General features: G+C 69.0%; 15 protein-coding genes and 1 tRNA gene. 14 read left to right on the forward strand and 2 right to left on the reverse strand.

From position 1 onward, the window contains the following. The first annotated feature begins 41 nt into the window (after nucleotides 1–41). The 14 genes from flhB (at nucleotide 42) to ABEA07_RS17735 (ending at nucleotide 23,724) form a co-directional block, all read left to right on the forward strand. Nucleotides 42–1,187 (forward strand): flagellar biosynthesis protein FlhB, encoded by a 1,146-nt coding sequence (gene flhB, locus ABEA07_RS17670; protein ID WP_345539475.1) that lies wholly within the window; start codon nucleotides 42–44, stop codon nucleotides 1,185–1,187. After that, complete coding sequence (gene flhA, locus ABEA07_RS17675) at nucleotides 1,184–3,286, forward strand: flagellar biosynthesis protein FlhA (protein ID WP_345539477.1); 2,103 nt, start codon at nucleotides 1,184–1,186, stop codon at nucleotides 3,284–3,286. The genes flhB and flhA overlap by 4 nt, the downstream gene beginning before the upstream one ends. Further along, a complete protein-coding gene (gene flhF, locus ABEA07_RS17680) occupies nucleotides 3,283–5,844 on the forward strand; it encodes a flagellar biosynthesis GTPase FlhF (RefSeq protein ID WP_345539478.1) in 2,562 nt (853 codons plus the stop codon). The genes flhA and flhF overlap by 4 nt, the downstream gene beginning before the upstream one ends. Before the next feature lie 5 nt (nucleotides 5,845–5,849). After that, on the forward strand, nucleotides 5,850–6,692 hold the full coding sequence (locus tag ABEA07_RS17685; protein ID WP_345539479.1) for a MinD/ParA family ATP-binding protein: 843 nt from the start codon (nucleotides 5,850–5,852) through the stop codon (nucleotides 6,690–6,692). 34 nt (nucleotides 6,693–6,726) lie between these two features. Then, entirely contained in the window at nucleotides 6,727–7,467 is a 741-nt protein-coding gene (locus ABEA07_RS17690; RefSeq protein ID WP_345539480.1) for an RNA polymerase sigma factor FliA, read from the forward strand. A gap of 156 nt (nucleotides 7,468–7,623) precedes the next feature. Further along, the gene (locus ABEA07_RS17695; RefSeq protein WP_345539481.1) at nucleotides 7,624–8,808 is read left to right on the forward strand and encodes a DUF3182 family protein; all 1,185 of its coding nucleotides are present in this window, start codon (nucleotides 7,624–7,626) and stop codon (nucleotides 8,806–8,808) included. Nucleotides 8,809–8,829: 21 nt separating this feature from the next. Then, on the forward strand, nucleotides 8,830–9,669 hold the full coding sequence (locus ABEA07_RS17700) for an alpha/beta hydrolase family protein (RefSeq protein WP_345539482.1): 840 nt from the start codon (nucleotides 8,830–8,832) through the stop codon (nucleotides 9,667–9,669). 94 nt (nucleotides 9,670–9,763) lie between these two features. Continuing rightward, the gene (locus ABEA07_RS17705) at nucleotides 9,764–10,207 is read left to right on the forward strand and encodes an FHA domain-containing protein (protein ID WP_345539483.1); all 444 of its coding nucleotides are present in this window, start codon (nucleotides 9,764–9,766) and stop codon (nucleotides 10,205–10,207) included. 250 nt (nucleotides 10,208–10,457) lie between these two features. Next, nucleotides 10,458–10,706 carry a hypothetical protein gene (locus ABEA07_RS17710; protein WP_345539484.1) on the forward strand — a complete coding sequence of 83 codons (249 nt, stop codon included), beginning with the start codon at nucleotides 10,458–10,460 and terminating at the stop codon, nucleotides 10,704–10,706. Between the two features lie 182 nt (nucleotides 10,707–10,888). Continuing rightward, on the forward strand, nucleotides 10,889–13,069 hold the full coding sequence (locus tag ABEA07_RS17715; protein ID WP_345539485.1) for an AfsR/SARP family transcriptional regulator: 2,181 nt from the start codon (nucleotides 10,889–10,891) through the stop codon (nucleotides 13,067–13,069). Nucleotides 13,070–13,234: 165 nt separating this feature from the next. Then, on the forward strand, nucleotides 13,235–18,814 hold the full coding sequence (locus ABEA07_RS17720; RefSeq protein ID WP_345539486.1) for an Ig-like domain-containing protein: 5,580 nt from the start codon (nucleotides 13,235–13,237) through the stop codon (nucleotides 18,812–18,814). Next, a complete protein-coding gene (locus tag ABEA07_RS17725; protein WP_345539487.1) occupies nucleotides 18,811–21,012 on the forward strand; it encodes a type I secretion system permease/ATPase in 2,202 nt (733 codons plus the stop codon). The genes ABEA07_RS17720 and ABEA07_RS17725 overlap by 4 nt, the downstream gene beginning before the upstream one ends. Continuing rightward, the gene (locus ABEA07_RS17730) at nucleotides 21,009–22,397 is read left to right on the forward strand and encodes an HlyD family type I secretion periplasmic adaptor subunit (protein WP_345539488.1); all 1,389 of its coding nucleotides are present in this window, start codon (nucleotides 21,009–21,011) and stop codon (nucleotides 22,395–22,397) included. Before ABEA07_RS17725 ends, ABEA07_RS17730 begins: the two co-directional genes overlap by 4 nt. Before the next feature lie 85 nt (nucleotides 22,398–22,482). Then, nucleotides 22,483–23,724: a TolC family protein gene (locus tag ABEA07_RS17735; RefSeq protein ID WP_345539489.1), complete on the forward strand. Its 1,242-nt coding sequence runs from the start codon at nucleotides 22,483–22,485 to the stop codon at nucleotides 23,722–23,724. Between the two features lie 118 nt (nucleotides 23,725–23,842). Here the strand turns inward: ABEA07_RS17735 and ABEA07_RS17740 are convergent. Continuing rightward, a tRNA-Thr gene (locus tag ABEA07_RS17740) sits at nucleotides 23,843–23,918 on the reverse strand. 11 nt (nucleotides 23,919–23,929) lie between these two features. After that, on the reverse strand, nucleotides 23,930–24,937 hold the full coding sequence (locus tag ABEA07_RS17745; protein WP_345539490.1) for a class 1 fructose-bisphosphatase: 1,008 nt from the start codon (nucleotides 24,935–24,937) through the stop codon (nucleotides 23,930–23,932). Nucleotides 24,938–25,065: the final 128 nt, after the last annotated feature.

Consider the following 25,065-nt stretch of genomic DNA (forward strand, 5'->3'; position numbering starts at 1 on the left):
CCACGACCCGGCGATCCCCGCCGAAGCTCCATCGAGCACGAATGGCTGAAGAAAGCGATCTCGAAAAAACAGAACCGGCCTCCCCGAGGCGCCTGGAGAAAGCGCGCGAGGAAGGCAACGTGGCCCGTTCGCGCGAGCTGGTCACCTTCGTTCTGCTCGCCACCGCGGTCGGCGGCCTGTGGGCCATGGCCGGCTCGCTGGGCAACAGCTTTCGCGGCGCGATGAGCCACGGCTTGCGCTTCGAGCGCGCTGTGGCCTTCGACACCTCCTTCATGCTCAGCCAGGCCGGGCTGCAGGCCATGCAGGCGCTGATCGCGATGGCGCCTTACATGGGCATGGTCGTGCTGGCCGCCGTGGCGGGGCCGCTGATGCTGGGCGGATGGCTGTTCTCCACCCAGGCCCTGGGCCCCAAGTTCAGCAAGCTCGATCCCATCGCCGGCCTCGGCCGCCTGTTCTCGGCGCAGTCGCTCGCGGAGCTGTTCAAGGCGCTGGCCAAGTCCTTGCTGATCGGCGGTGTGGCCTGGCTGGTGATCATGGGCAACATGGACGAGGTCAACGCGCTGATGGCCCAGTCCGCGCGCGCGGCGCTGCCGCAGATGATCATGCTGGTGGCGCGCAACTGCGCCCTCATCGTCGCCGCGCTGCTGCTGATCGCGCTGGTGGACGTGCCCTTCCAGCTGTGGAGCTATTACCGCAAGCTGCGCATGTCGCGCGAAGACCTGCGCCAGGAGCACAAGGAGAGCGAGGGCGACCCGCACGTCAAGGCCCAGATCCGGCGCCAGCAGCAGGCGGTGGCGCGCCGCCGCATGATGTCCGAGGTGCTCAAGGCCGACATCGTGGTCACCAACCCCACGCACTTCGCCGTGGCGCTGAAGTACGAGGACAGCCAGATGCGCGCGCCGCGCGTGGTGGCCAAGGGCACGGACCTGGTGGCCGCGCGCATCCGCGAGCTCGCGGCCGAGCACAAGGTCCCGGTGCTGGAGGCGCCGCCGCTGACCCGCGCGCTCTACAAGAACACCCGGCTGGGCCAGGAGATCCCCGCCGGCCTCTACACCGCCGTGGCCGAGGTGCTGGCCTGGGTCTACCAGCTCAAGCGCTGGAAGGCCGAGGGCGGCGAGGCGCCGCGCACGCCGGGCGAGCTGCCCATCCCCCAGGCCCTTGAGTACAACCCGAACGCTGCTGCATGAACGCGATTGCCTCCTTCCTGCGGCTGCCGCCGCAGAGCTTCTCCGGTGGCCAGATGAAAGGCCTGGCCGGCCCCATCCTCATCATCATGATCCTGAGCATGATGGTGCTGCCGCTGCCGGCCTTCCTGCTGGACCTGCTGTTCACCTTCAACATCGCGATGTCGGTGATGGTGCTGCTGGTGAGCATGTACACCATGAAGGCGCTGGACTTCGCAGCCTTCCCGGCGGTGCTGCTGTTCTCGACCCTGCTGCGCTTGTCGCTCAACGTGGCTTCCACCCGCGTGGTGCTGATGAACGGCCACACCGGGCCCGACGCGGCCGGCAAGGTGATCGAGGCCTTCGGCCACTTCCTGGTGGGCGGCAACTTCGCGGTCGGCGTGATGGTGTTCATCATCCTGGTGCTCATCAACTTCATGGTGATCACCAAGGGCGCGGGGCGCATCGCCGAGGTCGGCGCGCGCTTCATGCTCGACGCCATGCCCGGCAAGCAGATGGCGATCGACGCCGACCTCAACGCCGGCCTGATCGGCGAGGACGTGGCCCGCAAGCGCCGCACCGAGGTGGCGCAGGAAGCCGACTTCTACGGCTCCATGGACGGTGCCAGCAAGTTCGTGCGCGGCGACGCGATCGCCGGCCTGCTGATCATGGTGATCAACATCATCGGCGGGCTGGTCGTGGGCGTGGTGCAGCACGGCCTGGACTTCTCCACCGCCGGCCGGACCTACACGCTGCTGGCCATCGGCGACGGCCTGGTGGCGCAGATCCCGGCGCTGGTGATCTCCACCGCGGCCGGCGTGATCGTCTCGCGCGTGACCACCGAAGAGGACGTGGGGCGCCAGCTCACCGGCCAGCTGTTCTCCAACCCGCAGGTGCTGTTCCTCACGGCCGCGATCATCGGTCTGATGGGCATGATCCCCGGCATGCCCAACCTGGCCTTCCTGCTGATCGCGGGTGGCCTGCTGTGGGTCGGCCGCCGCCTGCTGCTGCGCGCCCCGCAGAAGGCGGCCGCGCAGGCGGCTGCCGCGCAGGCCGCCGCAGCCGCCGCCGCACCGGCCTCCGAGGCGGCGGAGGCGAGCTGGGACGACGTGGCGCTGGTCGACCCCCTGGGCATGGAGGTCGGCTACCGGCTGATCCCGCTGGTGGACCAGTCGCAGCAGGGCGAACTGCTGGGCCGCATCAAGAGCATCCGCAAGAAGATCGCGCAGGAGCTGGGCTTCCTGGTGCCGGTGGTGCACATCCGCGACAACCTCGAGATCCAGCCCAACACCTACATCATCAGCCTCAAGGGCGTGGAGATCGGCCGCGGCGAGGCCTACCCGAACCAGTGGATGGCGATCAACCCGGGCCAGGTGACCGGCACGCTGCCCGGCACGCCGACGCGGGACCCGGCCTTCGGCCTGCCCGCGGTGTGGATCGACGCGGGCCAGCGGCAGCAGGCGCAGGTGCTCGGCTACACGGTGGTCGACGCCTGCACGGTGATGGCCACGCACCTGAACCACCTGATCCAGACCCACGCCGCCGAGCTGCTCGGCCGCCAGGAGGTGCAGCAACTGCTCGACCAGGTCGGCAAGACCGCGCCCAAGCTCACCGAGGACCTGGTGCCGAAGGTGCTGTCGCTCAGCACGCTGCACAAGGTGCTGCAGAACCTGCTGGAAGAAGAAGTGCCGATCCGCGACATGCGAACCATCCTCGACGTGATGGCCGAGCATGCCCCGACCGTCAAGGACGCCACCGAGCTGACCTCGATCACCCGCCTGGCCCTGGGCCGCGCCATCGTGCAGCAGCTGTTCCCGGGCGACGCCGAGATGCAGGTGCTCGGCCTGGACAGCACGCTCGACGGCATGCTGCAGCAGGCCATGACCAGCAACAGCGGCATCGAGCCGGGCCTGGCCGACAACCTGCTGGTGCAGACCCAGGCCGCCATGGCACGCCAGGAGCAGCTGGGACTGGCGCCGGTGCTGGTCGTGCAGCACCCGCTGCGCGTGCTGCTGTCCCGTTTCCTGCGGCGCAGCCTGCCGCAGCTCAAGGTGCTCTCGCACGCCGAGATCCCTGACACCCGCCGCATCAAGATCACCGCCACCATCGGAGGAAGAGTTTGAACATCATCACCGACGTGCGCAGCGCCGCACGCAAGTTCGTCGCCGCCACCAGCCGCGAGGCGCTGCGGCTGGCCCGCGAGGCCCTGGGTTCGGAAGCCATGGTGCTCACCAACCGCGTGGTGGCCGACGGCGTCGAGATCGTCGCCATGGCGCCGGAAGAGATGGAGCAGGTCGCGGAGCAGGCCGAGCCGGCCACTGTCCCGGCGCACGCCTATGCATCCGCCTGGGCGCCCGCACCCGCCCCTTCGCCTGCGCCGGTACCGGTGCCCGCGCCCCGGCCCATGGCCTCCACCGCGATGCCGGCGCCCGTGCCGGTGCCCTCGATGCCTTTCATGCCTTCGGCCGTGCCGCCCTCGCGTCCCGCGACGCCCTCGGTGCCGCTGATGATGCGCGCCCCGGTGTCTGCACCCGAGGCGCCGCTGCCGGCGAACCGCGAGCCCGTCTCCACTGCGGCGGCGGTCGAAGCGCCGGCCGCGGCCGCGCCGGCCGATCCCGTGCTCAGCGAGCTGCACTCCATGCGCGGCATGATCGAAGAGCAGCTCGCCACCGTGGTCTGGAACGACCGCCAGCGCCGTGACCCGATGCGCGGCCGCCTGCTGCGCACCCTGCTGGGCGCCGGCTTCAGCGCCCGCCTGTCGAAGGCCATGCTCGAGCACCTGCCTGCCGGCCAGAGCTACGCGCAGGGCATGGCCTTCGTGCGGTCCGAGCTGATGCGCACCGTGCCGCTGATGGAAGACGAAGACGCGCTGCTGGCCCACGGCGGCGTCTATGCGCTGGTCGGCCCCACCGGCGTCGGCAAGACCACCACCACCGCCAAGCTGGCCGCGCGCTGCGTGATGCGCTTCGGCGCCGAGAAGCTGGCGCTGGTGACCACCGACAGCTACCGGATCGGTGCCTACGAGCAACTGCGCATCTACGGCCAGATCCTGAACGTGCCGGTCTACGCGGTGAAGGATGCGACCGACCTGCAACTGGTGCTCAACGACCTGCGCAACAAGCACATGGTGCTGATCGACACCGTCGGCATGAGCCAGCGCGATCGCGCCGTCTCCGAGCAGATCGCCATGCTCTCCAGCAGCCAGCGGCCGGTCAAGCGGCTGCTGCTGCTCAATGCCGCCAGCCACGGCGACACGCTCAACGAGGTGGTGCATGCCTACCGCCAGGGCAGCGGCGCCGGCGGACTGGCCGGCTGCATCTTCACCAAGGTGGACGAGGCCACGCACCCGGGCGCGCTGATTGACACGGTGATCCGCCACCGCCTGCCGGTGCACTACATCTCCTGCGGCCAGAAGGTGCCGGAGAACCTGGTGACGGCCGAGCGGGCGGCGCTGGTCGACAGCGTCTTCGAGGCCAAGGCGCCGAGCGCGCTGTTCGTGCCCGGCGAGGGCGAACTGCAGGACAAGCCCGCGGGCGAGGCCGCGACGCAGGTGGCCGAGGCCCAGGCCGAGGCCGAGCGCATGCGCCTGCGCTACCAGCGCCTGATCCACGCCATGGCGCACGACGCGCAGGCGGTGGCGGACGCGGCCAAGGCGCTGTCCTCCGCCGACCTGGGCTTCGACACCGCGCGCGAGCTGTGGCGCATGGCGGCCGACGAGCAGGTGCTGCACAAGGCCGTCCAGCAGTCGCTCAAGGCTCATGCCTGGAGCGAGATCGCCACGGGCTGCGACCGCCACGTGCTGGCGCTCGGCGGGCAGGTGGGCCTCCGGTCGAACGAGGGTGGCGATGCCTACCACTGCGAGGGCATGCTGCTGCTGTCCGATCGCAGCGGCATGCCGCTGGCGGCGCCGCACAAGTGGTTGTCCACCGCCGGCGCCCGTGGTGGCGCGGAGGCGGCACGGCGCACCGGCACGCGGCAGCTCCAGTGGCTGGCCCAGCAGGACTTCGGCAAGCCGGTGGTGCATGTGTGGCCGCGGCTGCCCGCCGTCGACGCGCTGGCCCAGGTGCAGGCCCGCGGGCTGGCCTGGCTGGCGCGTGCGCCGGGCGCGACCGGCGTTGTCGATGCGGCGAGCGGCCGCAACAGCACGCTGGCCAGGCTGGTGCTCGACTTCGGCGCGGCGCGGCCGGTGCGCTTCAAGGGCAAGCCGGCGATGCGGGCGGTGGCCGAGGCCGAGGTGCTGCTGCGTGGCGAGCACGGGCTGCCCGCGCTGCGCTGCGTGATCAGCCGGGTCATGGAGCCCAGGAGCGGAAAGATCCTGACGCAGAACTACCTGCTGTCGAACCTCGGCGCCGAGATCGACGCCTCGCAGCTCGCGCAATGGCAGGCCTGGTCCGCCGAGGCGGAGCCCTGCTTCCGCCTGATGCGCCAGGGCCTGCAACTGGCGGGCGGCCTGGGCGAGGTGGGTGATCCGCACATGATGAAGCGGGTGCTGATCGCCGGACAGGCCACCACCACCGTGTGGCGCCTGCTGAACGCACAGGACGAATGGGCGGGGCGCACCCGTGCGCTGCTGGCCCAGCTCACCGGCCGGCGCACCCGCCCCGACCGCGCGCCTTCGGGCAACGTGCTCTACGAGGGCATGGCCAAGTTGTTCCTGTTGCTGGAGGCGCTGGGAACGTGACGCGCATGATGTCGGATCAGGCCGAGGGCCTGCGCCGCCTTCTGGCGCAGTCGCGCACCCGCATGCTGGCCATCGCCAGCATGGGGCGCGGGCAAGGCGCCACCACGGTGACGATGAACCTGGCCGCGGCGCTCGCGCAGCAGGGCCGCCAGGTGATGCTGCTCGACGAACACGGGCATGGCGACGGCACGGCCGCGGCCTGCTGGGGCCTGGCGCCGGCGGGCGCGCTGGCCGACGTGGCCCTGCGGCGGACCACGCTGCAGGACGCCGCCGCGCGATCGGCCTGCGGCGTCCAGGTGCTGCCGGCGGTGCCGCGCACGGTGGCGCTCTCGGCCGATCCGCGCTCGTTGTGGCAGGGCGACGTGATCCTGGTCGACGCCGCGCTGGACGCAGAGGGCCGGCTCTCCGGCCTGGCCCAGCGGGCCGACGAGCTGGTCCTGGTGATGCGGCCGCACGCCGCCGCCATCACCGCGACCTACGCGGGCGTGAAGCGACTGCACTATGCGCACGCGCTGCGGCAACTGCGCTTCGTGGTCAACGGGGTAGACGAACCCCGGGCCGCGCAGCAGGTCACCGACAACCTGGCGCAGGCCGGCAGCCGTTACCTCGCGGTCTCGCTGCAGCCGGCCGGCTCGGTGCGGGCCGAGCCGCACATGCGCGACGCGCAGCGGCTGGCCCGCACCGTCGTGGAGGCGTATCCCGCCAGCCCGGCGGCGGCGGACTTCCGCCGTATCGCCGACGAAATGGGCCACTGGCCCTGGCGCCCGGGCGCGAGCCTGGTGGCGCCACCCCCCGCACCGGCATCGCCGTGCCAGGCGCGGGACGCGACCATCGCCACGGCCTGCTGAGGCCGAGGTACCCGAGAAGGAAAGAAGGACGGACGTGTACACCGCACAGGGAACCATTGAAAAGTCCCATCTGCTCAAGCAGCACCAACCCATGGTGCGCCGCATGGCGCTGCAGATGCTCGCCAGGCTGCCCGCCAGCGTCGAACTCGACGACCTGATCCAGGCCGGCATGATCGGACTGCTCGATGCCTCCAGCCGCTACCAGGACAACCGGGGCGCGCAATTCGAGACCTTCGCCAGCCAGCGCATCCGCGGCGCCATGCTCGACGAGCTGCGCGCCAACGACTGGGGCTCGCGCGGGCTGCGCCAGTCGGCGCGCAAGGTGGAGCAGGCGGTCCAGGCGCTGGAGCATCGGCTGGGCCGGGCACCCGGCGAAAGCGAGATCGCCAGGGAACTCGAGATGACGCTGGAGCACTACCAGGGCCTCCTGCAAGAGATCCAGGGCTGCCAGCTGCTGTACGTGGAAGACTTTTCCGTGGAGGGGGAAGGGGACAGCCCCTTCCTCGACCGGCACGCCAGCCAGGCCCGCAACGAGCGGGTGGGCGACAGCGACGATCCGCTGGCCCAGTTGATGGAAAGCGGCTTTCGCCACCAGCTCGTCGCCGCGATCGGCGAACTGCCCGAGCGCGACCAGCTGCTGCTGAACCTCTACTACGAAGAAGAGCTGAATCTGCGCGAGATCGGCGCCATCCTGGAGGTGAGCCAATCCCGCGTGTGCCAGCTGCACAGCCAGGCCATCAGCCGGCTGAGGGCCAAGCTGAAGGACCTGCTGTAGGGCGGCCGGTCGTTCTCATCCGGGGTGTGTACATGGCCCGGTTCCTGCGTCCTGGAAGGCATTCACCCGACCGTCATCCGCTCCCCGTGTAGGAAAAATCCGCGAGCCGCTCGAAGGGGTTTGATTTCCCTCGCGGGATCGCCCAGCATGGCTGCCATGGACGCCATCTCCGCCAATGCCATCTGCGCGCTGCCCGGCACAGCCCCGACGCTGGCCGGTGAAGGAGCCGTGCTCGACGAGCGCGGCCTCGAAGGAACCGTGGTTGCGCTGACCGCGGACCATCATGCCTATGCCAGCGAGCACGAGCGCGCCACCCGCGCCCAGATCGCGTGGCGGCTGGCGCGGTTGAAGAAGTCGCGCTTCCAGGGCGAGTACGACAGCGGGCGCAGCTATGCCACGCCGGTGTACTTCGTGCCCAGCGATACCCTCGTGGGCAGCACATGGGCCGGTGCGCTGGGCATCCAGAGCCAGCACGCTCTTTTCGGCGGCGTGGTGCCGCATCCCTTCGTGCTGACCAAGACCATCACCCATCCGCTGGTCGATCCGGCCGCGGCGGCGCCGGACGGCTGGTGCCATGCCTTCGCGGGCCAGGTCGCGCACGCCGCCCTCGCAGGGTATTCAGCCTTTGCGGCGGACGATGCCCGGCGCGCGGGGCTGCGCCTGCTGGCGCGCGGCCCGGTGCGCGTGAAGCCTGCGCGCGCCACGGGGGGGCGCGGCCAGCAGGTCGTGTGTGACCGGCAGGCCCTGGAGGACTGCCTGGCCGCCATGGACACCGCAGAGATCGCCGCGCATGGCCTGGTGCTGGAGGAAAACCTGCAGGAGCCCGTCACCTGCAGCGTGGGGCAGGTGCACGTGGGAAATGCCGTCGCCAGCTATTACGGATGGCAGCGCCTGACGGTCGACAACCAGGGCCACGAGGTCTATGGCGGCTCGGACCTCACGGTCGCGCGCGGCGGCTTCGATGCGCTGCTCGCGCTGAGCCTTCCGGACGAGCTGCGGCTCGCGGTGGAGCAGGCGTGCATCTTCCACCAGGCGGTGGAAAGCGCCTTCCCGGGCTTCCTGGCCTCGCGCATCAACTACGACGTGGCGCAGGGCGTCAACGGGGCCGGGCGCTGGTGCTCGGGCGTGCTGGAGCAGTCGTGGCGCGTCGGCGGCGCCAGCGGCGCCGAGATCGCGGCACTGGAGATCTTCGACGAGCAGCCGCAACGCAGCGTGGTCAATGCGTCGTGTTTCGAGGTGTACGGCGACGGCGTCGTGCCGCCGCCCAATGCCTGCGTGTATTTCAGCGGCGTGGATGCCGGCGCCGGGCCGATCACGAAGTACACCGTGGTCGAGCCATGAAGGGCCGGTGCTGACGAGCCGATGCCCACCCGACAGGCCCTCATCGACATTCCCGTCGACGGCGTGCACATCGCCGGCACGCTGATCGCCCCCTCGACCATGGTCCCCGGCGTGCTGCTGGTGCATGGCTGGGACGGCAGCCAGCAGCAGGACGCCACCCGCGCGCGCGAACTCGCGGCGCTGGGCTGCATCTGCCTGACCTTCGATCTGCGCGGCCATGCGCGCCACGTGGCGCAGCGCGAAGCCGTCACGCGCGAGGACAACCTGCACGACGTGCTCGCGGCCTACGACACGCTGGTGGGCCATCCGGCGGTGGATCCGAACGCCATCGCCGTGATCGGCAGCAGCTATGGCGGCTACCTGGCGGCGGTGCTGACCTCGCTGCGACCCGTGCGCTGGCTGGGCCTGCGGGTGCCGGCCATCTACCGCGACGAGAACTGGGAACAGCCCAAGCGCCGCCTCAACGGCGACGACCTGACGCTCTACCGCCAGACCAGCATCGAGCCCGAGAAGAACCGCGCGCTGGCGGCCTGCGAGGACTTCCTGGGCGACGTGCTGCTGGTCGAGTCGGAGAACGACACCATCGTGCCGCACCCGGTGATCGAGAACTACCTGGCGGCTTTCAAGTACGTTCGCTCGATGACCTACCGCGTGATGGAGGGCGTCGACCACGCGATGTCCAAGCGAGCCTGGCGCGAGGCGTACACGCAGATCGTGGTGGCCTGGATGACCGAGATGCGCCTGGCCGCCAAGGCGGAGGACAGGACGCGGCCACGCGAGCAGCCGCAGCGCTACGAGACCTGGCTGGCCGCGAGCCCGGCGCAGGCGCGCAGCGCACTGCAGGAACCGCGAAATATTTAGTACACCTGTTGGCTGTCGGCCCTTCAGGAACCGACGGACTGAGCCGAAAAGCATTCAGTCAGCAATTTAGAAGCACACAACAGGAAGCAGCCACATGTCCAGACTCATCATCCTTGCCCGGCATGGCAGCGTGCGGCAGGTCAACATCAAGGGGCAGTTCACCTCGATCGGTCGCGACCCGGCCTGCGACGTGCACATCGACAGCCTCGGCGTGAGCCGGCGCCACGCCAGCATCCATTGGACCGGCGACCGCTTCGTGCTGACCGACCTCGCGAGCTTCAACGGGACCTTCGTCAATGACGAACGCGTGGAATCCCATGCGCTGAAGAACGGCGATGCGATCGCACTGGGCGATTGCCGCCTGCGCTTTCTCTACAGCTCGACGGTGCTGCCCAGCGAGGATGCGTTGCGCCTGGTGACCCAGGCCCACGGCCTGGAGGACCCGCACGCGGCGCGTGAGCGAAGCGACTGGGTGGCATTTTTCCGCCGGGGCAGGACGGCCGGCAAACAGGGCGACGCGTTCGTGCGCAACCGCTGAGGGGTCTTCGCGCAGCGGCGGGCCGCGTGGCATGCACTCGCCGGCCCGGCCTCCAGCCCATCCGTGGCCGGGCCGCCACAAGCACGGCCGCCAACGCGGAGACAATCGGGGACGCCAGAAATTCCCTGCCTCGCATGTCGACGAGGTGCCCCGCTTTATGAGTTACAAAAGCCCGAATCCACAGAGTCAAAAGAAATACCGCATCTTCATCGGTCCGCGGTGGCAGTCCTTTGCGTATGGCAGAGAGGGTATGCAGATGCTGGGAACGATCCAGCGCGGCATGCAGATCGGCGCGCTCGCGAAGCTGGAGGACGGCAACTACGCGCAAGTCAACGGCGACATCATCGAGGTGCTCAACAAGAGCCGCGTCGAGTTCGCTTTGCAGGCCGCCACCGGCGCGCAGCCGCCGGGCGCGCCGGCCGTCGAGGCACCCAAGTCGCCGCCCCCGACCGTGGTGATCAAGAAGCGGCGGCGCATCGTGTTGCCCCTGGACACGTAGACGAACATCGACGCGTGCGCACCCGGGGCGTGGGCACGGAAATCTGATCAATTGTGGCTGCCTCCGTCGGTTTGCGAGGCCCTTCTCTAGAGTGGCCGGGCCGGTTACCGCTGGCTCCGCCGGCATGGTGCCTCTGCTGCACGACAAGAAGGCCGGCCAGCAACAACGATCACTTCGAGACGATGAGCAAGCCAGGCCTCGGCGCGACTCTTGAACTGCATTCCACTCTGATCGAGCGTGCCAGGTGTCGATTGGTGCAGGCGCCCGAGGGCCATGACCATGATGCATGGCCGCTGCTCGCTGCCATCGACATGCCGGAGTCGATGGCCCAGCTTTTCGATCATGAAGATGTTTGCGTGCAGGCGAGCGCCTGGCTCGCGCAGTGCGAGCAGATCCCCGACGCCGAACAGCAGCACGCCTGGTTTCTCTATCACGGCGCGAGAAGCGTGGCAGGCCGCGATCCGGCGCTCGGCAGACGATGCCTCGCTGCCGCGGTCCGGCGGTTCGCATCGCGCGGCGAACGCATGGGGCAGGTGCTGGCGCAATGCGCATGGCTGGAGATCGACACATGCGCGTCCCCGGTCCCGACTGGAGAAGCGGTGGGGATGACGGCCCTTCCTGCCCGCAAAGATCTGCAGCAGCAGGTGCGCGCGGCGCTCGCGGAGAAGACCTCGACCATCGGGCTTTCGCTGGGCGCGGTGGCCCTCGATTGCAGGATCCTGGCAGGCGATGGCGCTGCCGAAGCGGAACTCGTCGCCGAACTCGACGCGCAACTGCAGGCGCTCGCACCCAGCCTTGCCGTCGTCGATTGGTGTGTCGCGTCGGCCGAGTGGCACCTGCGTCAAAGCGGCGCACTGTCGACCGCAGAAGGCTTGCTGCAGCGAGCGCAGCAAGCCGCGGCGGCCTTGCATTCCCGACTGGGCGCGGCGCGCGTGCAGAACCTGGCGGCCGCGGTGCTCATGGCGCGTGGCAGCGCGGTGTGGCCCACGGTCGTCGCGTTGCCGATCAAGTCCGGCCGCCTGGACGATCTGCGTCGCGCGAATCTGGCAGAGCTCAAGGCCCGGTTGCTGACGCGCGTGCCGCATGAAGCCACGTGCAGGACCGCGGTGCACGACGCCTGCGTCGATCATCCCGACCTCGGCGCATTCGTCGCCGGCCCGGTCGACCATCGGATCGCGGTGGCCGCCGTCCTGGCAGAGGCGGGCATGCACGCGATGGCGCGGGACTGGCTCGAAGCGGCAATGCCCGAAGGTCGTGCGATCTGCAACACTTTTCTCGCCGATGCCCTGTTGCTTCTGCGCGCCTGGGAACTGGCGGTACGCGGCCGCGAGGCCGAAGCCGTGGAGGTGGCGCGCGAGCCGCTCCTGCGCCGCGCGACGGGCGGCCACGGGGCACTGTTTCCTCATGCGCCCCGACTCGCTGCCACGCTGGTCGGGCTCGGATTCCTCGCCGACGTGGACGCGCCCTGGTTGCGTGAGATCGTCGCGCGGCAGGCGCTTCGCGCGCCCGATGCGACCTCCCCGGCCTGGCCTTGGCCCATCCGGGCCCATGTGCTCGGAACGCCCGAGGTCTACCTGGGCGGCGAACGGGTGCGCGTCACCGGCAAGATGCAGCAGCGAGTCTGGGAACTGCTTTGCGTGCTGGCCGCGGCCGGCCCGCAGGGAAAGCCGCAGCAGTTCGTCGCCCGCCAGCTCTGGGGAACGAGCGAAGCGCCCGAAGCGGCCTTGCGCGTCTCGATTCACCGGCTTCGCAAACTGCTCGGCAGCGACGAGGCGGTCGTGGTCCGCAACGGCCTGGTCGCGCTGAACTGCGAACTCGTGTGGACGGACCTGCAGGCACTGCAGGACCTGTGCGAACGCATCCTCGATCAAGCCGAGCACAGTTCGGTGTCGCATGTGCGCTCGAAGGTCGACCACCTCTTGCGCCTCTACCGCGGCGGCATCTTCGGTTCCGAATCGCTCGCCTGGGTCCTGGCCGTTCAGCGCAAGGTCTCCATGCGCTTCATGGCCGCCGCATCGCTGCTCGCCGAGCAGTTGGAAGCGCAGGGAGATTGGCCGGGCGCCGCGCGGATCTATCGCCGCGTGCTCGATCCGGAGCCCCTGAGCGAAACGGCGTATCGAGGGCTCATGCGTTGTGCGACCGCGCAGGGCGACATGGCCCTGGCCTTCAGCCACTACCGCTTCTGCCGCGACAACCTGGCCATTGTCCTGGGGCGCGATGTCAGCCCCGACACCCGTTGCCTGGCCGAAGATCTCGGCTTTCTGCAGCCCAACGGTGGGGTGCGTCCAGAGCCATGGCCGCCGGCCGGCATGGACTGCGGCAGAGAAGGGCTCCAGCGCGACCCCGGTCCCTTCGATCACTGAAGTTGTAACTCGCGAGTAATTCTGCTGGGCCTACATTGCCCGGCGAGAAGAGCGGGGAGCACCCCGCCAACCCCCAGCTCAACCCCATTCCTTCGCCCGAGCGTTCAGCGTGCGCTGCTTTGCCGTGGGCGATCGCCATCGACCCCATCACACACAGGAATCCCCATGCCACTCGATCTGAACGGTAGCGCTGCCGGCACCGACCACACGACGTCCTACATCGACGATGCCGCGTCCATCGGGATCGTGGCCCCGGGTGTGGTGGTGGGCAGCGGCAGTTCCTCGTCGAACACCGACAAGGTCACCCGGATCCGCATCAGCGGCAACTGGGCGTCGGGAGACACCCTGCAGATCGGCTCGTTGCCGGCCGGGCTGGTGCTCTCCGGTGACGGCATTCCCCGTGGAGCGAGGTCCTGGACCGGACTGGCGCGGGGGGACGTGTTCATCGAGCGCTCTTCGGCCTTCACCACGATCACGGACCTCATGTGGCAGACCGCCCTGCAAGGCGTGCAGTTCTCCAACAACACGCCCCTGTCCGGTGCGGACGGCGTCACGGCGCCCACGCGCACCATCGTCGTCGCGACCATGAGCACGTCGTCCGTGATCGCCAGTGCAAGCACCACGATCCACATCGACAACCCGCCCGCGGCGGTCGCCGACACGGGCACGGCCGTCGAAGCCGGCGGCGCGAGCAACGCCGCCGCGGGCAGCCGGGCCACGGGCAACGTGCTGGTCAACGACATCGATCCTGATGCCGGCGACGCCCTGGTGGTCTCGGCCGTGTCCTTCGGCACCACCAGCGGTATGGTGGGCAGCGCGCTGGCCGGTGCCTGCGGCAGCCTCCTGCTGAACGCGGACGGCAGCTACACCTACACCGTCAACAACGACAACCCCGCCGTGCAGGCGCTGCGCACCGCCGGCGATACCCTCGTCGAGACCTTCAACTACACCGTCAAGGATGCCGCCGGCGCCACTCGCACCAGCACCTTGACGCTGACCGTCCAGGGCGCCAACGACGCACCGGTGGCCGCCAGTCTCGGCCGATGGTTCGACGGCACGGCCGCAGCCGTCGTGAATCCGCAGCAGACCCTGGGCGCCTACAGCGACTTCACGCTCGAGTTCAAGGTCAGCCCGACCCAGGCCATCGCCCTCAAACCGCAGAGCAACACGGGGACCTCGGGCTACAGCGGACAGCAGTACGCCGTCTGGGCGCAGTCCCTCTGGGGCAGCGCCGACGACGCCGGCATCGGCGTGTCGGTCGGCACCAACGGCATCTCGGTGTACCAGGGCAGCACCACCCGCCTGTCGGCGCTGCTGACCTGGACGGGCACCGTCAATCCCGAAACGCAGATCGCCGTCGTGTTCGCGAACAAGACCCCCACGCTGTACATCGACGGCGTCGCCGTGCAAACGGGTCTGCAAAGCACGGTGGCCAGGCTGCATCCCTCCACCGTCCTCGGCGGTGACAGCGGCAGCTACTTCAGCGGCAGCGTGTCCGATTACCACGTGTGGGATGCCGCGCTCAGTGCCGCGCAGGTCAATGCCAACCTGGGCAAAGGCCTCACCGGCACCGAAGCCGGGCTGCTGCACGCGCAGCTGTCGACCGCCGTGTCCGAGAACGCTGGGGCGGGCACCGTGGTGGGCACGGTGCACGGCATCGACGTGGACAGCGGCGAGCGCCTCACCTACATCCAGTTCAAGCAGGGCCTGTTCAGCCTGCAGTCCTTCGGCTGCATGGATGTGGACGACAGCGACACCATCCAGGGCGTGCGCATCGACTCCCTGCCGGCGCATGGCCAGCTGGGCCTGGGCGGCAGCATCGTCACGCCCGGGCAAGTCATCGCCATCGCGGATCTGGCGAACCTGGTCTTCAAGCCCGCGCCCGACTTCAACGGCACCACCACTTTCACCTACAGCATGAAGGACGCGGCCGGCGCCTTCTCGCCCACACCGGGCACCTTCACCCTGAACGTCACGCCGGTCAACGACACGCCGGTCATCGACCAGGTCGTCTCGCAGGACGTGCGCGAAGGGGGGCTCACGCGGCTGCTGGGCCTGAAGTTCAGCGACGTGGACGCGGGCGACAGCATCGTCACGGTCAAGCTGCACGTCGATGACGGCATCCTGCAAGCCGCTGGCACCAGCCACGTGCAGGTGACCGGTGACGGTACGGACACCCTCGTGCTCAGGGGCAGGCTGGCCGACATCGATGCGTTCGTTGCCGGCGGCAGTGGCGGTGACACCGACGGCGTGCGCTATGCCGCGCCGACCTACGCCAAGGCCGAGGTCAACGCCACGCTGGAGCGGCTGGACGATCTGGCCGATCCGACGGTGCGCATCGTGCTGCGGGCGACCCAGGGCACCTTCCTTGCCGAGGAGCGGCCGGGCTTCATCGTCAGCGGCGTGGGCACGGGAGAGCTCACCATCGTGGGCCGGGCCAGCGCGATGGACGACTACCTTGCGCATGAGGTCGTGCACTCGCAGGCCGCCCGGAGCAACCTGCTGGAAGTGCGCATCAACGACAACGGCAACGTCGGCGAGGACCCGGGTTTCACCGGTGAAGCGAACAACGAGATGGCCTATTCGTTCACCAGCCTGGTGGTGGTGCCCGAAGGCCACGATCTGCGCGCGCCGTACACGGCCGGGCCGCCGGACAGCGGCCCCGGGTTGAGCGCCGCGACCATTGCCGGCATGGCCCCGGGCGTGCCGCTGGTGCTGGGGACGATGCTGGGTTCAGGCTCGACTTCAGGCATCCAGGTGCGCGGCATCCAGGCGCGCGGTGGCAGCGTCGGCGGGTTCTTCACCATGCTCTGGAACAAGATGTTCGGCCCGTCGCCGACGGCCGAGCCGGGCTATGAATTGCTCGACGTTCTCACCGATGCGCAGCGGGAGGCCCGCGACCGGCAGAAGTTGCGCGATGCCAACTACGAAAAGCCCGATTGGAAAAACGAGGTCGACAATTCGCTCGACACGCTGGTGCCGGCAGGTCGGCAGGGGCTGTCGCCGTTGGCGCGGGACCACGTGGTCAAGACCTTGGCTGCGCTGGCAGGCGTGGGGGGCTTGGGCTCGCTCATTGCCTTGCCTCTCATATTCCTGCCCAAGCCCGCGGCTGCGGACACCCATGTCAACGCAGCGCCCACCATCACCCTGCTGGGCGGCGACCTGAGCGTGTACCAGGACCGGCCCACCCCCATCCAGTGGCTCCAGTTCGGCGACCCCGATGCGGGCGGCCGCCCGGTCCAGGTCAAGCTGTGGCTGGCCCAAGGCACCCTGCAGGCCGCAGCCGAAGTCGGCGATGGCGTCACCGTCGTCGCGCGCGGCGGCCTCAATCCCGACGGCGTCGAAGTCAGCGAAGTGAACCTGAACGGCACGCTGGCCGACATCAATGCCTTCATCCAGGCGGGCAAGCTCCGCTACACCACGGCGCTTCACGCCACCGGCCTGGTCGAGTTGCATGTCGCCATCGGCGACAACGGCGGGACGGGCGTGGACCCCGCCGCCAAAGGCCAGCAGGGCACAGGTGGCCCCGACGACGAGCAGGCGTCGCGCGTCGTGATGGTGACGATCGTGCCGACCAACCACGCGCCCGACAGCGCCGATGCCACCGTCGACGTCAAGGCGCATGACCCCCATGTCTTCACCACGGCCGAGTTCCCCTTCAGCGATCCGGTGGACGGCGACAACCAGCTGGCGGGCATCCGCATCACCGCGTTGCCGGGGTCCGGCCAACTGAGCCTCGACGGCACGCCGCTGGTCCTTGCCGACGGCGCCGCCTCCATCTTCGTTTCGGCGCGGGACATCGCCGAGGGCAAGCTCGTCTTCACCCCGGCCGGCACCGGCACGGCGCAAGACTCCACCGGCTTCAGCTTCCAGGTGCAGGACGACGGTGGCGTCGCGCATGGCGGCCAGGACACCTCGGCTGCACACACGATGCGGCTGGACGTCCAGCATGCGCCAGTGCTGAGTTGGTCCGGGGCCGACTTCGACGAGCGGGATCCATCGAAGGCCGCGCTCGCGAAAAGCGTCCGCATCACCGACGTGGACACCGTGCCTGCGGGCATCGGCACGGTCATGCTCACCGCCGCCGAGCCGCATGCCGGCGACAGCTGGGCGGTGGATGTCGCGGGCTTCGCCGATGCCTGGGCGCACCTGGGCCTGGGCGGCAGCGCACCCACCGTGCACATCGCCGCCGCCGGGGCGAACACCTACGCGCTGAGCTTCACGAGCGCCAGCCACCCTGTCGCCGTTCCTGCGGCCGTGGCCGAGGCGCTCATCGCCGCGCTGGTGTTCCGCACCGACAATCAATTCATCATCCATGACCCGCAGGTCCTGATTCGCGGCGGCCCGGGCATCGACCTGTATTTCCTCATGCAGGCCCTGCAGCCGGTCTTCGACAGCCAAGGCAATCTCGTTGCGGGCTACATCATCGACAACTCCGAGGCGAACCTCGTCAGCTTCAGAGACGCGAAGCCGAGCGATCCCGACGGCGGCGGGTACGTGATCCACAGCGAATTGGACCTGACCCATGTGAGGCTGTATCCGGCGATTGCATTCGAAGGCAGCCAGTACAACGACCGCTTCACCCGCTATGGAGTGCCCGTCGGGAGCGACGCGGAATTGACCTATCGCGGCGGTGGGGGGGCCGACTTCTTCGATCTGCGCGGAGGGAACAATGTCCTGCAGGTGGGTGCCGACGCCGTCGTTCACTTCGACCTGACCAGCACGCCGGCTGGTGCCACGCCCAGTGAGCTGTTCGCCAATCGCTTCACGGCAGCCAACACCAACGACGTCGACCTGAGCAACGCCTCCGGCGGCGGGTGGTTCGAAGTGTGGGGCCACAGCGCGGCAGTGGACATCCTCAGGTTCGGCGGCTTCGGCTCGGGGCTCTCGTTCACCAGGCAGCTGTCGCCGGCCACGGTCGATGGACACGAGGTGCCCGCGAGCGCCTACCTCGTCACCGACCTGTCGGACAGCACCCAGGTCCGCGGCTTTTTCAGCCGCGACGTCGACCAGCTCCATGGCACGCAGGCGGCCGACAGGATCGACGTCGATGCTGCGTCCAACCTGCAGCAGTTCGCCGGCCATGGCGGTGCCGACGAGGTGACGATCGACAAGGTCGGCTTCACGCTGATCGAGGATGCGGGCCACGCCGTCATCACCTTGAAGAGCGGGGCGCAGAACGCGTTGGTCACCGCCGCCAGCGGCAACACGGTGCACATCGAAACCGTGGACGGCGCGGCAGCCGACGACGTCGTCACGGTCCGCATGAAGGGGACGGCAGGGCAGCTGCCCGTGATCGTCGAAGCCGGCGAAGCCACCAGCGACGTGCAGGCCTTCGCGGATTCCGGTGGTTCCGACTTCACCGCGAGCCGGGGCGATTCGACGATCGTCATCACGGCGACCGCCGACCACGTGACGGTCAACGACATCGACAACGCTCTGCGCCTTGGCGATCTGAACATCGCGTTCCTGGATGCCGGGGACGATCTCTTCGACCCCAGCCAGTTGTACTCCTTCGATGCGGACAACAACAAGGTCGAGGGTTTCCAGAGCGAGCTGCTGCGGGACGGGGTCACGATCAAGTACGACACCACGTGGCACACGGCGAGTGGAAACGAGGTGGAGATCACCATCTACAGCACGGGTGCGGACCTCTCCGTCGGGGCCTACAACCCCGCCGGCTCCGGGCTCACGCCGCTGGACCAGCTGATCGCGCATCCGCAACCGCTGCCGATACCAGCATGACGCAGCAGCTTGCCATGCGCCTCCCCGGCAGCCTGCCGGGGAGCGACGAAGCCGCGGCCGACGACGCCGCGATCCGTGCCCCGCAGGAGGTGGCGGTGCCCTTCGAGATCTGCCTGGCGCTGTGCTCGGCGGTGTACGGCCGGCCCGTGTCCGCCCTGTCGCTCGGCGCCGACTTGCCGCGCGAGGAGCACCGGCTCGCTCCCGCCGCCTTCGAGCGGGCGGCCGAGCGCGCGGATTTGCGCCTGTCGGCGGTGGATGCCGCCGGCGCCGATGGGGCGGTGCAGCAGGGGGACTGCCTGATCGTTCCGCGCGGCCTTGGATTCACGGTCATTCGCAAGCTGCCTGGAGGCGTGCATCGGCTGATGCCGCCTGCCGAGGGGACGACGGCGCGAGAGCCACTGGACGAGGCGGCGATGGCGCAGGCCATCGCACAAGGCGGCTGGGCGGTGCAACCGGACTACCTGGCGCATGCGCCGGGCACCGAGCTGGCCCTGCAGCCCGATCGCTATGCCTGGCTGCGTCGCGCGGTGGCCAGCCAGTGGCACACCTACGCGCACGTGGCGCTGGCCTCGCTGGTGGCCAACGTGCTGCTGATGCTGGCCTCGTTCTACAGCATGCAGGTGTATGACCGGGTGGTGCCCAACAACGCCTTCGAGACCCTGTGGGCTCTGACGGTGGGTGTCTCGTTGATCTACCTGTTCGATCTGCTCCTGCGCGTCGCGCGGGCCTTCATGATCGACTACGCCGGCAAGCGCGTCGATCTCGAGATCTCGTCACGCCTGTTCCAGCAGGTGACCGGCCTGCGCATGGCGCAGCGGCCGGCATCGGCGGGCGCGTTCGCCAATCATCTCAACGAGTTCGAGTCGCTGCGCGACTTCTTCACCTCGCTGTCGCTGAGCGCGGTGATCGACCTGCCCTTCGTGTTCATCTACCTCGCCGCCATCGCCGGCATGGGCGGCATTTCGGTGGCCGCCGTGCCCGTGCTGGCGATCGTGCTGATGCTGGGCGTGACGCTGCTCCTGCAGGGGCCGGTGGACCGCGCGGTCAAGGTGTCGATGCAGGCCTCCGCACAGAAGCACGGGATGCTCATCGAGGTGCTGGCCGGCATCGAGGCGATCAAGCTGTCGGCCAGCGAGAGCGTGTTCCAGGGCGCGTGGGAGCGCGCGGTGAAGAAGATCGCGCTGGCGTCGATGCACTCCAAGCTGTTGTCCACCGTCGGCACGTCGCTGGTGAGCTTTCTGCAGTCGCTCAGCGGCGTGGCGGTCATCGTGGTCGGCGTGTACGGCGTTGCGGCGCAGCAGTTGACCATGGGCGGGTTGATCGCATGCTCGATCCTGGCCTCGCGCGCGGTGGCGCCCATCGGGCAACTGGCGGGGATGCTCTCCCGCTGGAAGCAGACGCGCCAGTCGATGACGACGCTGGACCAGATCTTCCGGCGCCCGGTGGAGCGGCCGGCGGGCAAGTCCTTCGTGGTGCGCGATGCGCTCAGCGCAGCGATCGAACTGCGGGGCGCGAGCTTCAGCTACGCCGGTGCGCCGGCGCCCGTGCTGCGCAACGTCAGCTTCACGATCCAGCCCGGCGAGCGCGTGGCGGTGATCGGGCGTTCGGGCTCGGGCAAGTCGACCCTGGCCAAGCTCATCGCCGGCTTGTACGAGGTTTCTGAAGGCGCGGTGCTGGTGGGCGGCGTGGACACGCGCCAGCTCGATCCGCAGCAACTGCGCCGCTCGATCGCCGTCGTGGCGCAGGACCCGTATCTCTTCAACGGCACGGTCCGCGACAACATCGCGCACGGCACCGAGGCGGCCGACGAAGCGCGCGTGCTGGAGGCGGCCCGAGCCGCCGGCGTCGACGACTTCGTGCGCACGCATCCGCTGGGCTACGACATGCCGGTGGGGGAGCGCGGCGCGCTGCTGTCCGGCGGGCAGCGCCAGGCGGTGGTGCTGGCGCGCGCGCTCATCGGAGGCGGCCGCATCCTGCTGTTCGACGAGCCGTCGAACTCGCTGGATTTCGCGGGCGAGGGCAGCCTGCGGGCACGCCTGGCCGAGCGACGGGACGGCGAGACCCTGATCCTGGTCACGCACCGCACCAGCATGCTGGACCTGGTGGACCGGGTGATCGCCATGGACGCGGGCCGGGTGCTGGCGGACGGGCCCCCCGAAGCTGTGCTGAAGAACATCTCACCGAGGGAGGAACGATGACGACGAATGACGATGCCCGTGGCGACGAGCCGGGCCGGTCCGGGCACTCCCCGATGCGCGGCTTTGCATCCGTAGAGGCGGCCTTCATCGAGCCCAGGCGCGCCGCCATGCTGAAGAACCGAGCGCGCGATCCGGGAACGCGCGCCGTGCGCCTGCTCACGTGGGCCGTCGCGATCTTCGTGTTGCTGGTGCTTGCATGGGCCGCGATGTTCCACATCGAGGAGATCACGCGCGGCCAAGGCAAGCTGATTCCGGCCGGCCGCGTGCAGGCGGTCCAGAACCAGGATGGGGGCGTGCTGTCCGCGATCCATGTGCACGAGGGTGCGAACGTGAAGGCCGGCCAGGTGCTGGCCGAATTCGACAGCAAGTCCCTGGAGGCCGATTTTGCGGAGCCGCGCCGGCGCTGGCTCCAGGGCCTGGCCGCCATCGCCCGGATCGAGGGCGAACTGGAGGCGCGGCCTCCCGTCTTCCCGCCGCCGCTGGACGAAGAGCCGCAGATCCGCGCCGACGAGCGCGCCGGGTGGGCCACGAACCGCGCCGAGATCGAGGCCACGCTCGCAAGCTTCGATGAGGCCGGCCGGCAAAAGGCCGAACAGCTGGAGCGCGTGCGCAAGGAACTGGCGCTCAGACGGAACGAGGCCGATCTGCTGGAGAAGGAATTGGCGATCCTGCGACCGCTGGTGCCGGCGGTGATCGCGGAAACGGAGGTGCTGCGCAAGGAGCGGGAGCTGCTCAACGTGCGCAGCGCGGTGGTGCAGCAGGAGCACGGGCTCGTGGAGCAGGTCAGTGCGGTTGCCCAGAACCGGGCGGATCGCGCCAAGGCATTGGGTGACTATCGCGCGCGGCTGCAGCGTGAGCTTGCGGATCGCCGCGCCGAGGTCGACATCAACGCCCCGAAGAGCGTCGCCCGTGCCGACCGGGTGTCGCGCAGCCGGGTGGTCGCGCCCATCGACGGTGTCGTGAAGATGGTGTACTTCCGCCACCCCGGGCAGGTGGTACCCCCGGGGGGCGTGGTGCTGGACATCGTGCCCTCGCGGGATGAACTGCAGATCGAGGCGCGCATCCTGCCGGGCGACGTGGGCTTTCTTCGCAAGGGCCAGCAGGTCCGGGTCAAGGTCTCGACCTTCGATTTCGCGGTCTACGGCGCGCTCGATGGCCAGGTGCGCGAGATCAGCGCCGACTCGGTCCAGGAAAAAGACGGCAAGGAGTTCTACGTGGTGCAGATCGCTCTCCAGGGCGATCTCAAGGACAAGTCGGGGAAGCCGCTGCCCCTGGTGCCGGGCATGCAGGTGAACGTGGACATCGTCACGGGAAGCCGCACGGTGCTCACTTACCTGTTCAAGCCGATCGTGCGCGGGTTGAACCAGAGCTTCACGGAAAGGTAGTGCCATGCGAGCGTGGGTTCGCACGTGCCTGCGTGCATGCCTTGTCCTGTCTGCAGGAATCGCCGCGCCGGCATTCGCCGAGCGGGTGTCTGTCCAGGAGGTCCTGCGCCGGGTCGTCGCGAACGATCCGCAGATCGCGATGAGGCAGGCCAGCCTTCAGGCCGCGGAGGCCGGGTTGCGCGCGAGCGAAGCGGCGTTTCTTCCGTCGGTGGACCTGTCGACGCAGGCCGGACGCGCCGGGCGCAAGGAGCTGATCGCGCCTTCATCGTCGAGCGAGGACAACGGTCTCTCGCGACGCGCAAGCGCGACCTCGCTGACGATCTCGCAACTGCTCTTCGATGCGGGCAGGAGTGCGGCGCAGATGCAGATGGCGCAACGCAGGGCCGAGCGGGAAAGGATCGCGCTGAGGAAGACGATCGACGACCGTGTGCTCGTCGCGCTCCAGGCTTCGCTGGACCTGGCGGACCAGCGCAGCAAGCTGGACCAGGCCAGGGCCGTCGAGCGTCGGCTCGAGCGCCTCGTCGCGATCGTGGAAGGGCGCTTGAAGTCGGGGCAGGCGCCGCTGGTCGAACTGCGGCGCGCGCAGTCGCGGCTGCTGGACCAGCGCCGGGCCGTGGCCGAAGCCGGCGGGCTGCGGCGCCAGGCGGAGCAGCGCTTCCTGCTCCTGACGGGCGTGTCCGGCGAGGACATCGAGTTCGGCGCCATGCCCGGCCGCCCGCTCGAACCGGGCGAGATCGCCAAGCTCAGGGTCGCCTGCACGACGCAGTGCCTCGATGTGGCGGACGCGGAGCTCGGCGTGGAGGCTGCGCGCCATGAAGTTGACGCGACGACCTCGGCTTTTCTCCCGAAGGTCGTGCTGCAGGGCAGCGCGTCGCGCAGCGTGAATGCGACCGGCGGGCCGGAGCACCATTCCGACCGCAGCGTCTGGCTGGTCGCGACGTGGAACCTATATGCAGGGGGAGGGGACCTGGCGCGGCGCCGCGCGGCGCAGCAGCAGGTGGCGGCAGGCGAAGCGCAAACGCAGGCGGTGCTGCAGCAGGTGACCGGCGACTTCGACAAGCTGGAGCAGGAGTACCTGACGGCCATCGAGGTCGAGCGCCTCGCGCTGGCAGCGGCCGAGGTCGCTGCCGATACGCGCGTCCTGGCCGAGCGGGGCTACGAGGCCGGTGTCAGGCCGCTGCTCGACGTGGCGGACACGCTGGTCGAAGAGGCGCGCGCCCGGTCCAATGTGATCGATGCAGGAGCGCAGAAGGCGATGGCGCAGTACCGCTTGCTGAGCCTGGTTGGCGATCTCGCGGCGCGCATGGGGGCGATGGTGCAGTCCTGAGCCGGCCTGGCCAGGAACCGGACTGCCCTGGCAAAGGGGGGCCCCGAAATGAAAAGGCCGCTGTCCTTGGAGACAGCGGCCTTGGTGTCCTCTTTTTCTGGTTCTTCTTCTTGTTGATTGGTGCCGGAGAGATGATTCGAACACCCGACCTTCTCATTACGAATGAGCTGCTCTACCAACTGAGCTACACCGGCTAAGCCCGCGATTATAGCGCCTGATGGTAGCCGGTCACGCGCTCGACCTCGTTCTTCGATCCCAGAAACACGGCCACGCGCTCGTGCAGCTTGGTCGGGTCCAGGTCCAGGATGCGCTGGCGGCCGTTGGTGGCGGCGCCGCCGGCCTGCTCGACCAGCCAGCTCATGGGGTTGGCCTCGTACATCAAACGCAGCTTGCCGGCCTTCTCGGGCTCGCGGCTGTCCCAGGGGTACATGAAGATGCCACCGCGCATCAGGATGCGGTGCACGTCCGCCACCATGCTGGCGATCCAGCGCATGTTGAAGTCCTTGCCGCGCGGGCCGTCCTTGCCGGCCAGGCATTCGTCGATGTAGCGCTTCACGGGGGCGTCCCAGTGGCGCATGTTGCTCATGTTCACAGCGAATTCCCTGGTGTCCGCGGGAATCTGGATGTCTTCCTGCGTGAGCATGAAGGAGCCCTGCTCGCGGTCCAGCGTGAACATGGCGACGCCGTTGCCAACGGTCAGCACGAGCGTGGTCTGCGGGCCGTAGATGCAGTAGCCGGCCGCCACCTGCTTGCTGCCGGCCTGCAGGAAGTCGGACTCCTGCACACCGGGCGAGCCCTCGGGCTTCTTGAGCACGCTGAAGATGGTGCCGATGCTGACGTTGACGTCGATGTTGCTGGAGCCGTCGAGCGGATCGAACAGCAGCAGGTACTCGCCCTGCGGATAGCGGTTGGGCACGACGTAGATGCTGTCCATTTCCTCGCTGGCCATGGCGGCGAGGTGGCCGCCCCATTCGTTCGCCTCGATCAGCACTTCGTTGGCGATGATGTCGAGCTTCTTCTGGACTTCACCCTGCACGTTCTCGCTGTCTGCCGAGCCGAGCACGTTGCCGAGGGCTCCCTTGTTGACGGCCTGGCTGATGCCCTTGCAGGCGCGCGCCACGACTTCGAGCAGAAGTCGCAGCTGCCCCGGAATCAGGCCGTCGGCGCGCTGCTGCTCGATCAGGTAGCGGGTGAGGGAAATGGGCTTAGCCATTCAGTAACTCCTATGTGGCATGTCTGTTCGGGGAACACCGCGGAACCGGCTTTGCCGGGCCGCTGGTGTTGCCCCCGGTGAGGGGGTTGGCGGACCACACGAAGTGGGGGAGCCTGGGGGAGAGCAAC

The sequence above is a fragment of the Variovorax defluvii genome, from assembly GCF_039541515.1.
GTDB classification, from domain to species: Bacteria; Pseudomonadota; Gammaproteobacteria; order Burkholderiales; family Burkholderiaceae_C; genus Variovorax; species Variovorax defluvii.

Bases quoted from the DNA above. Each gene is read 5' to 3' on its own strand.
- flhB (WP_345539475.1), top strand. From the start codon at position 42: ATGGCTGAAGAAAGCGATCTCGAAAAAACAGAACCGGCCTCCCCGAGG.
- flhA (WP_345539477.1), top strand. From the start codon at position 1,184: ATGAACGCGATTGCCTCCTTCCTGCGGCTGCCGCCGCAGAGCTTCTCC.
- ABEA07_RS17685 (WP_345539479.1), top strand. From the start codon at position 5,850: ATGATGTCGGATCAGGCCGAGGGCCTGCGCCGCCTTCTGGCGCAGTCG.
- ABEA07_RS17695 (WP_345539481.1), top strand. From the start codon at position 7,624: ATGGACGCCATCTCCGCCAATGCCATCTGCGCGCTGCCCGGCACAGCC.
- ABEA07_RS17700 (WP_345539482.1), top strand. From the start codon at position 8,830: ATGCCCACCCGACAGGCCCTCATCGACATTCCCGTCGACGGCGTGCAC.
- ABEA07_RS17705 (WP_345539483.1), top strand. From the start codon at position 9,764: ATGTCCAGACTCATCATCCTTGCCCGGCATGGCAGCGTGCGGCAGGTC.
- ABEA07_RS17710 (WP_345539484.1), top strand. From the start codon at position 10,458: ATGCAGATGCTGGGAACGATCCAGCGCGGCATGCAGATCGGCGCGCTC.
- ABEA07_RS17715 (WP_345539485.1), top strand. From the start codon at position 10,889: ATGAGCAAGCCAGGCCTCGGCGCGACTCTTGAACTGCATTCCACTCTG.
- ABEA07_RS17720 (WP_345539486.1), top strand. From the start codon at position 13,235: ATGCCACTCGATCTGAACGGTAGCGCTGCCGGCACCGACCACACGACG.
- ABEA07_RS17725 (WP_345539487.1), top strand. From the start codon at position 18,811: ATGACGCAGCAGCTTGCCATGCGCCTCCCCGGCAGCCTGCCGGGGAGC.
- ABEA07_RS17730 (WP_345539488.1), top strand. From the start codon at position 21,009: ATGACGACGAATGACGATGCCCGTGGCGACGAGCCGGGCCGGTCCGGG.
- ABEA07_RS17745 (WP_345539490.1), bottom strand. From the start codon at position 24,937: ATGGCTAAGCCCATTTCCCTCACCCGCTACCTGATCGAGCAGCAGCGC.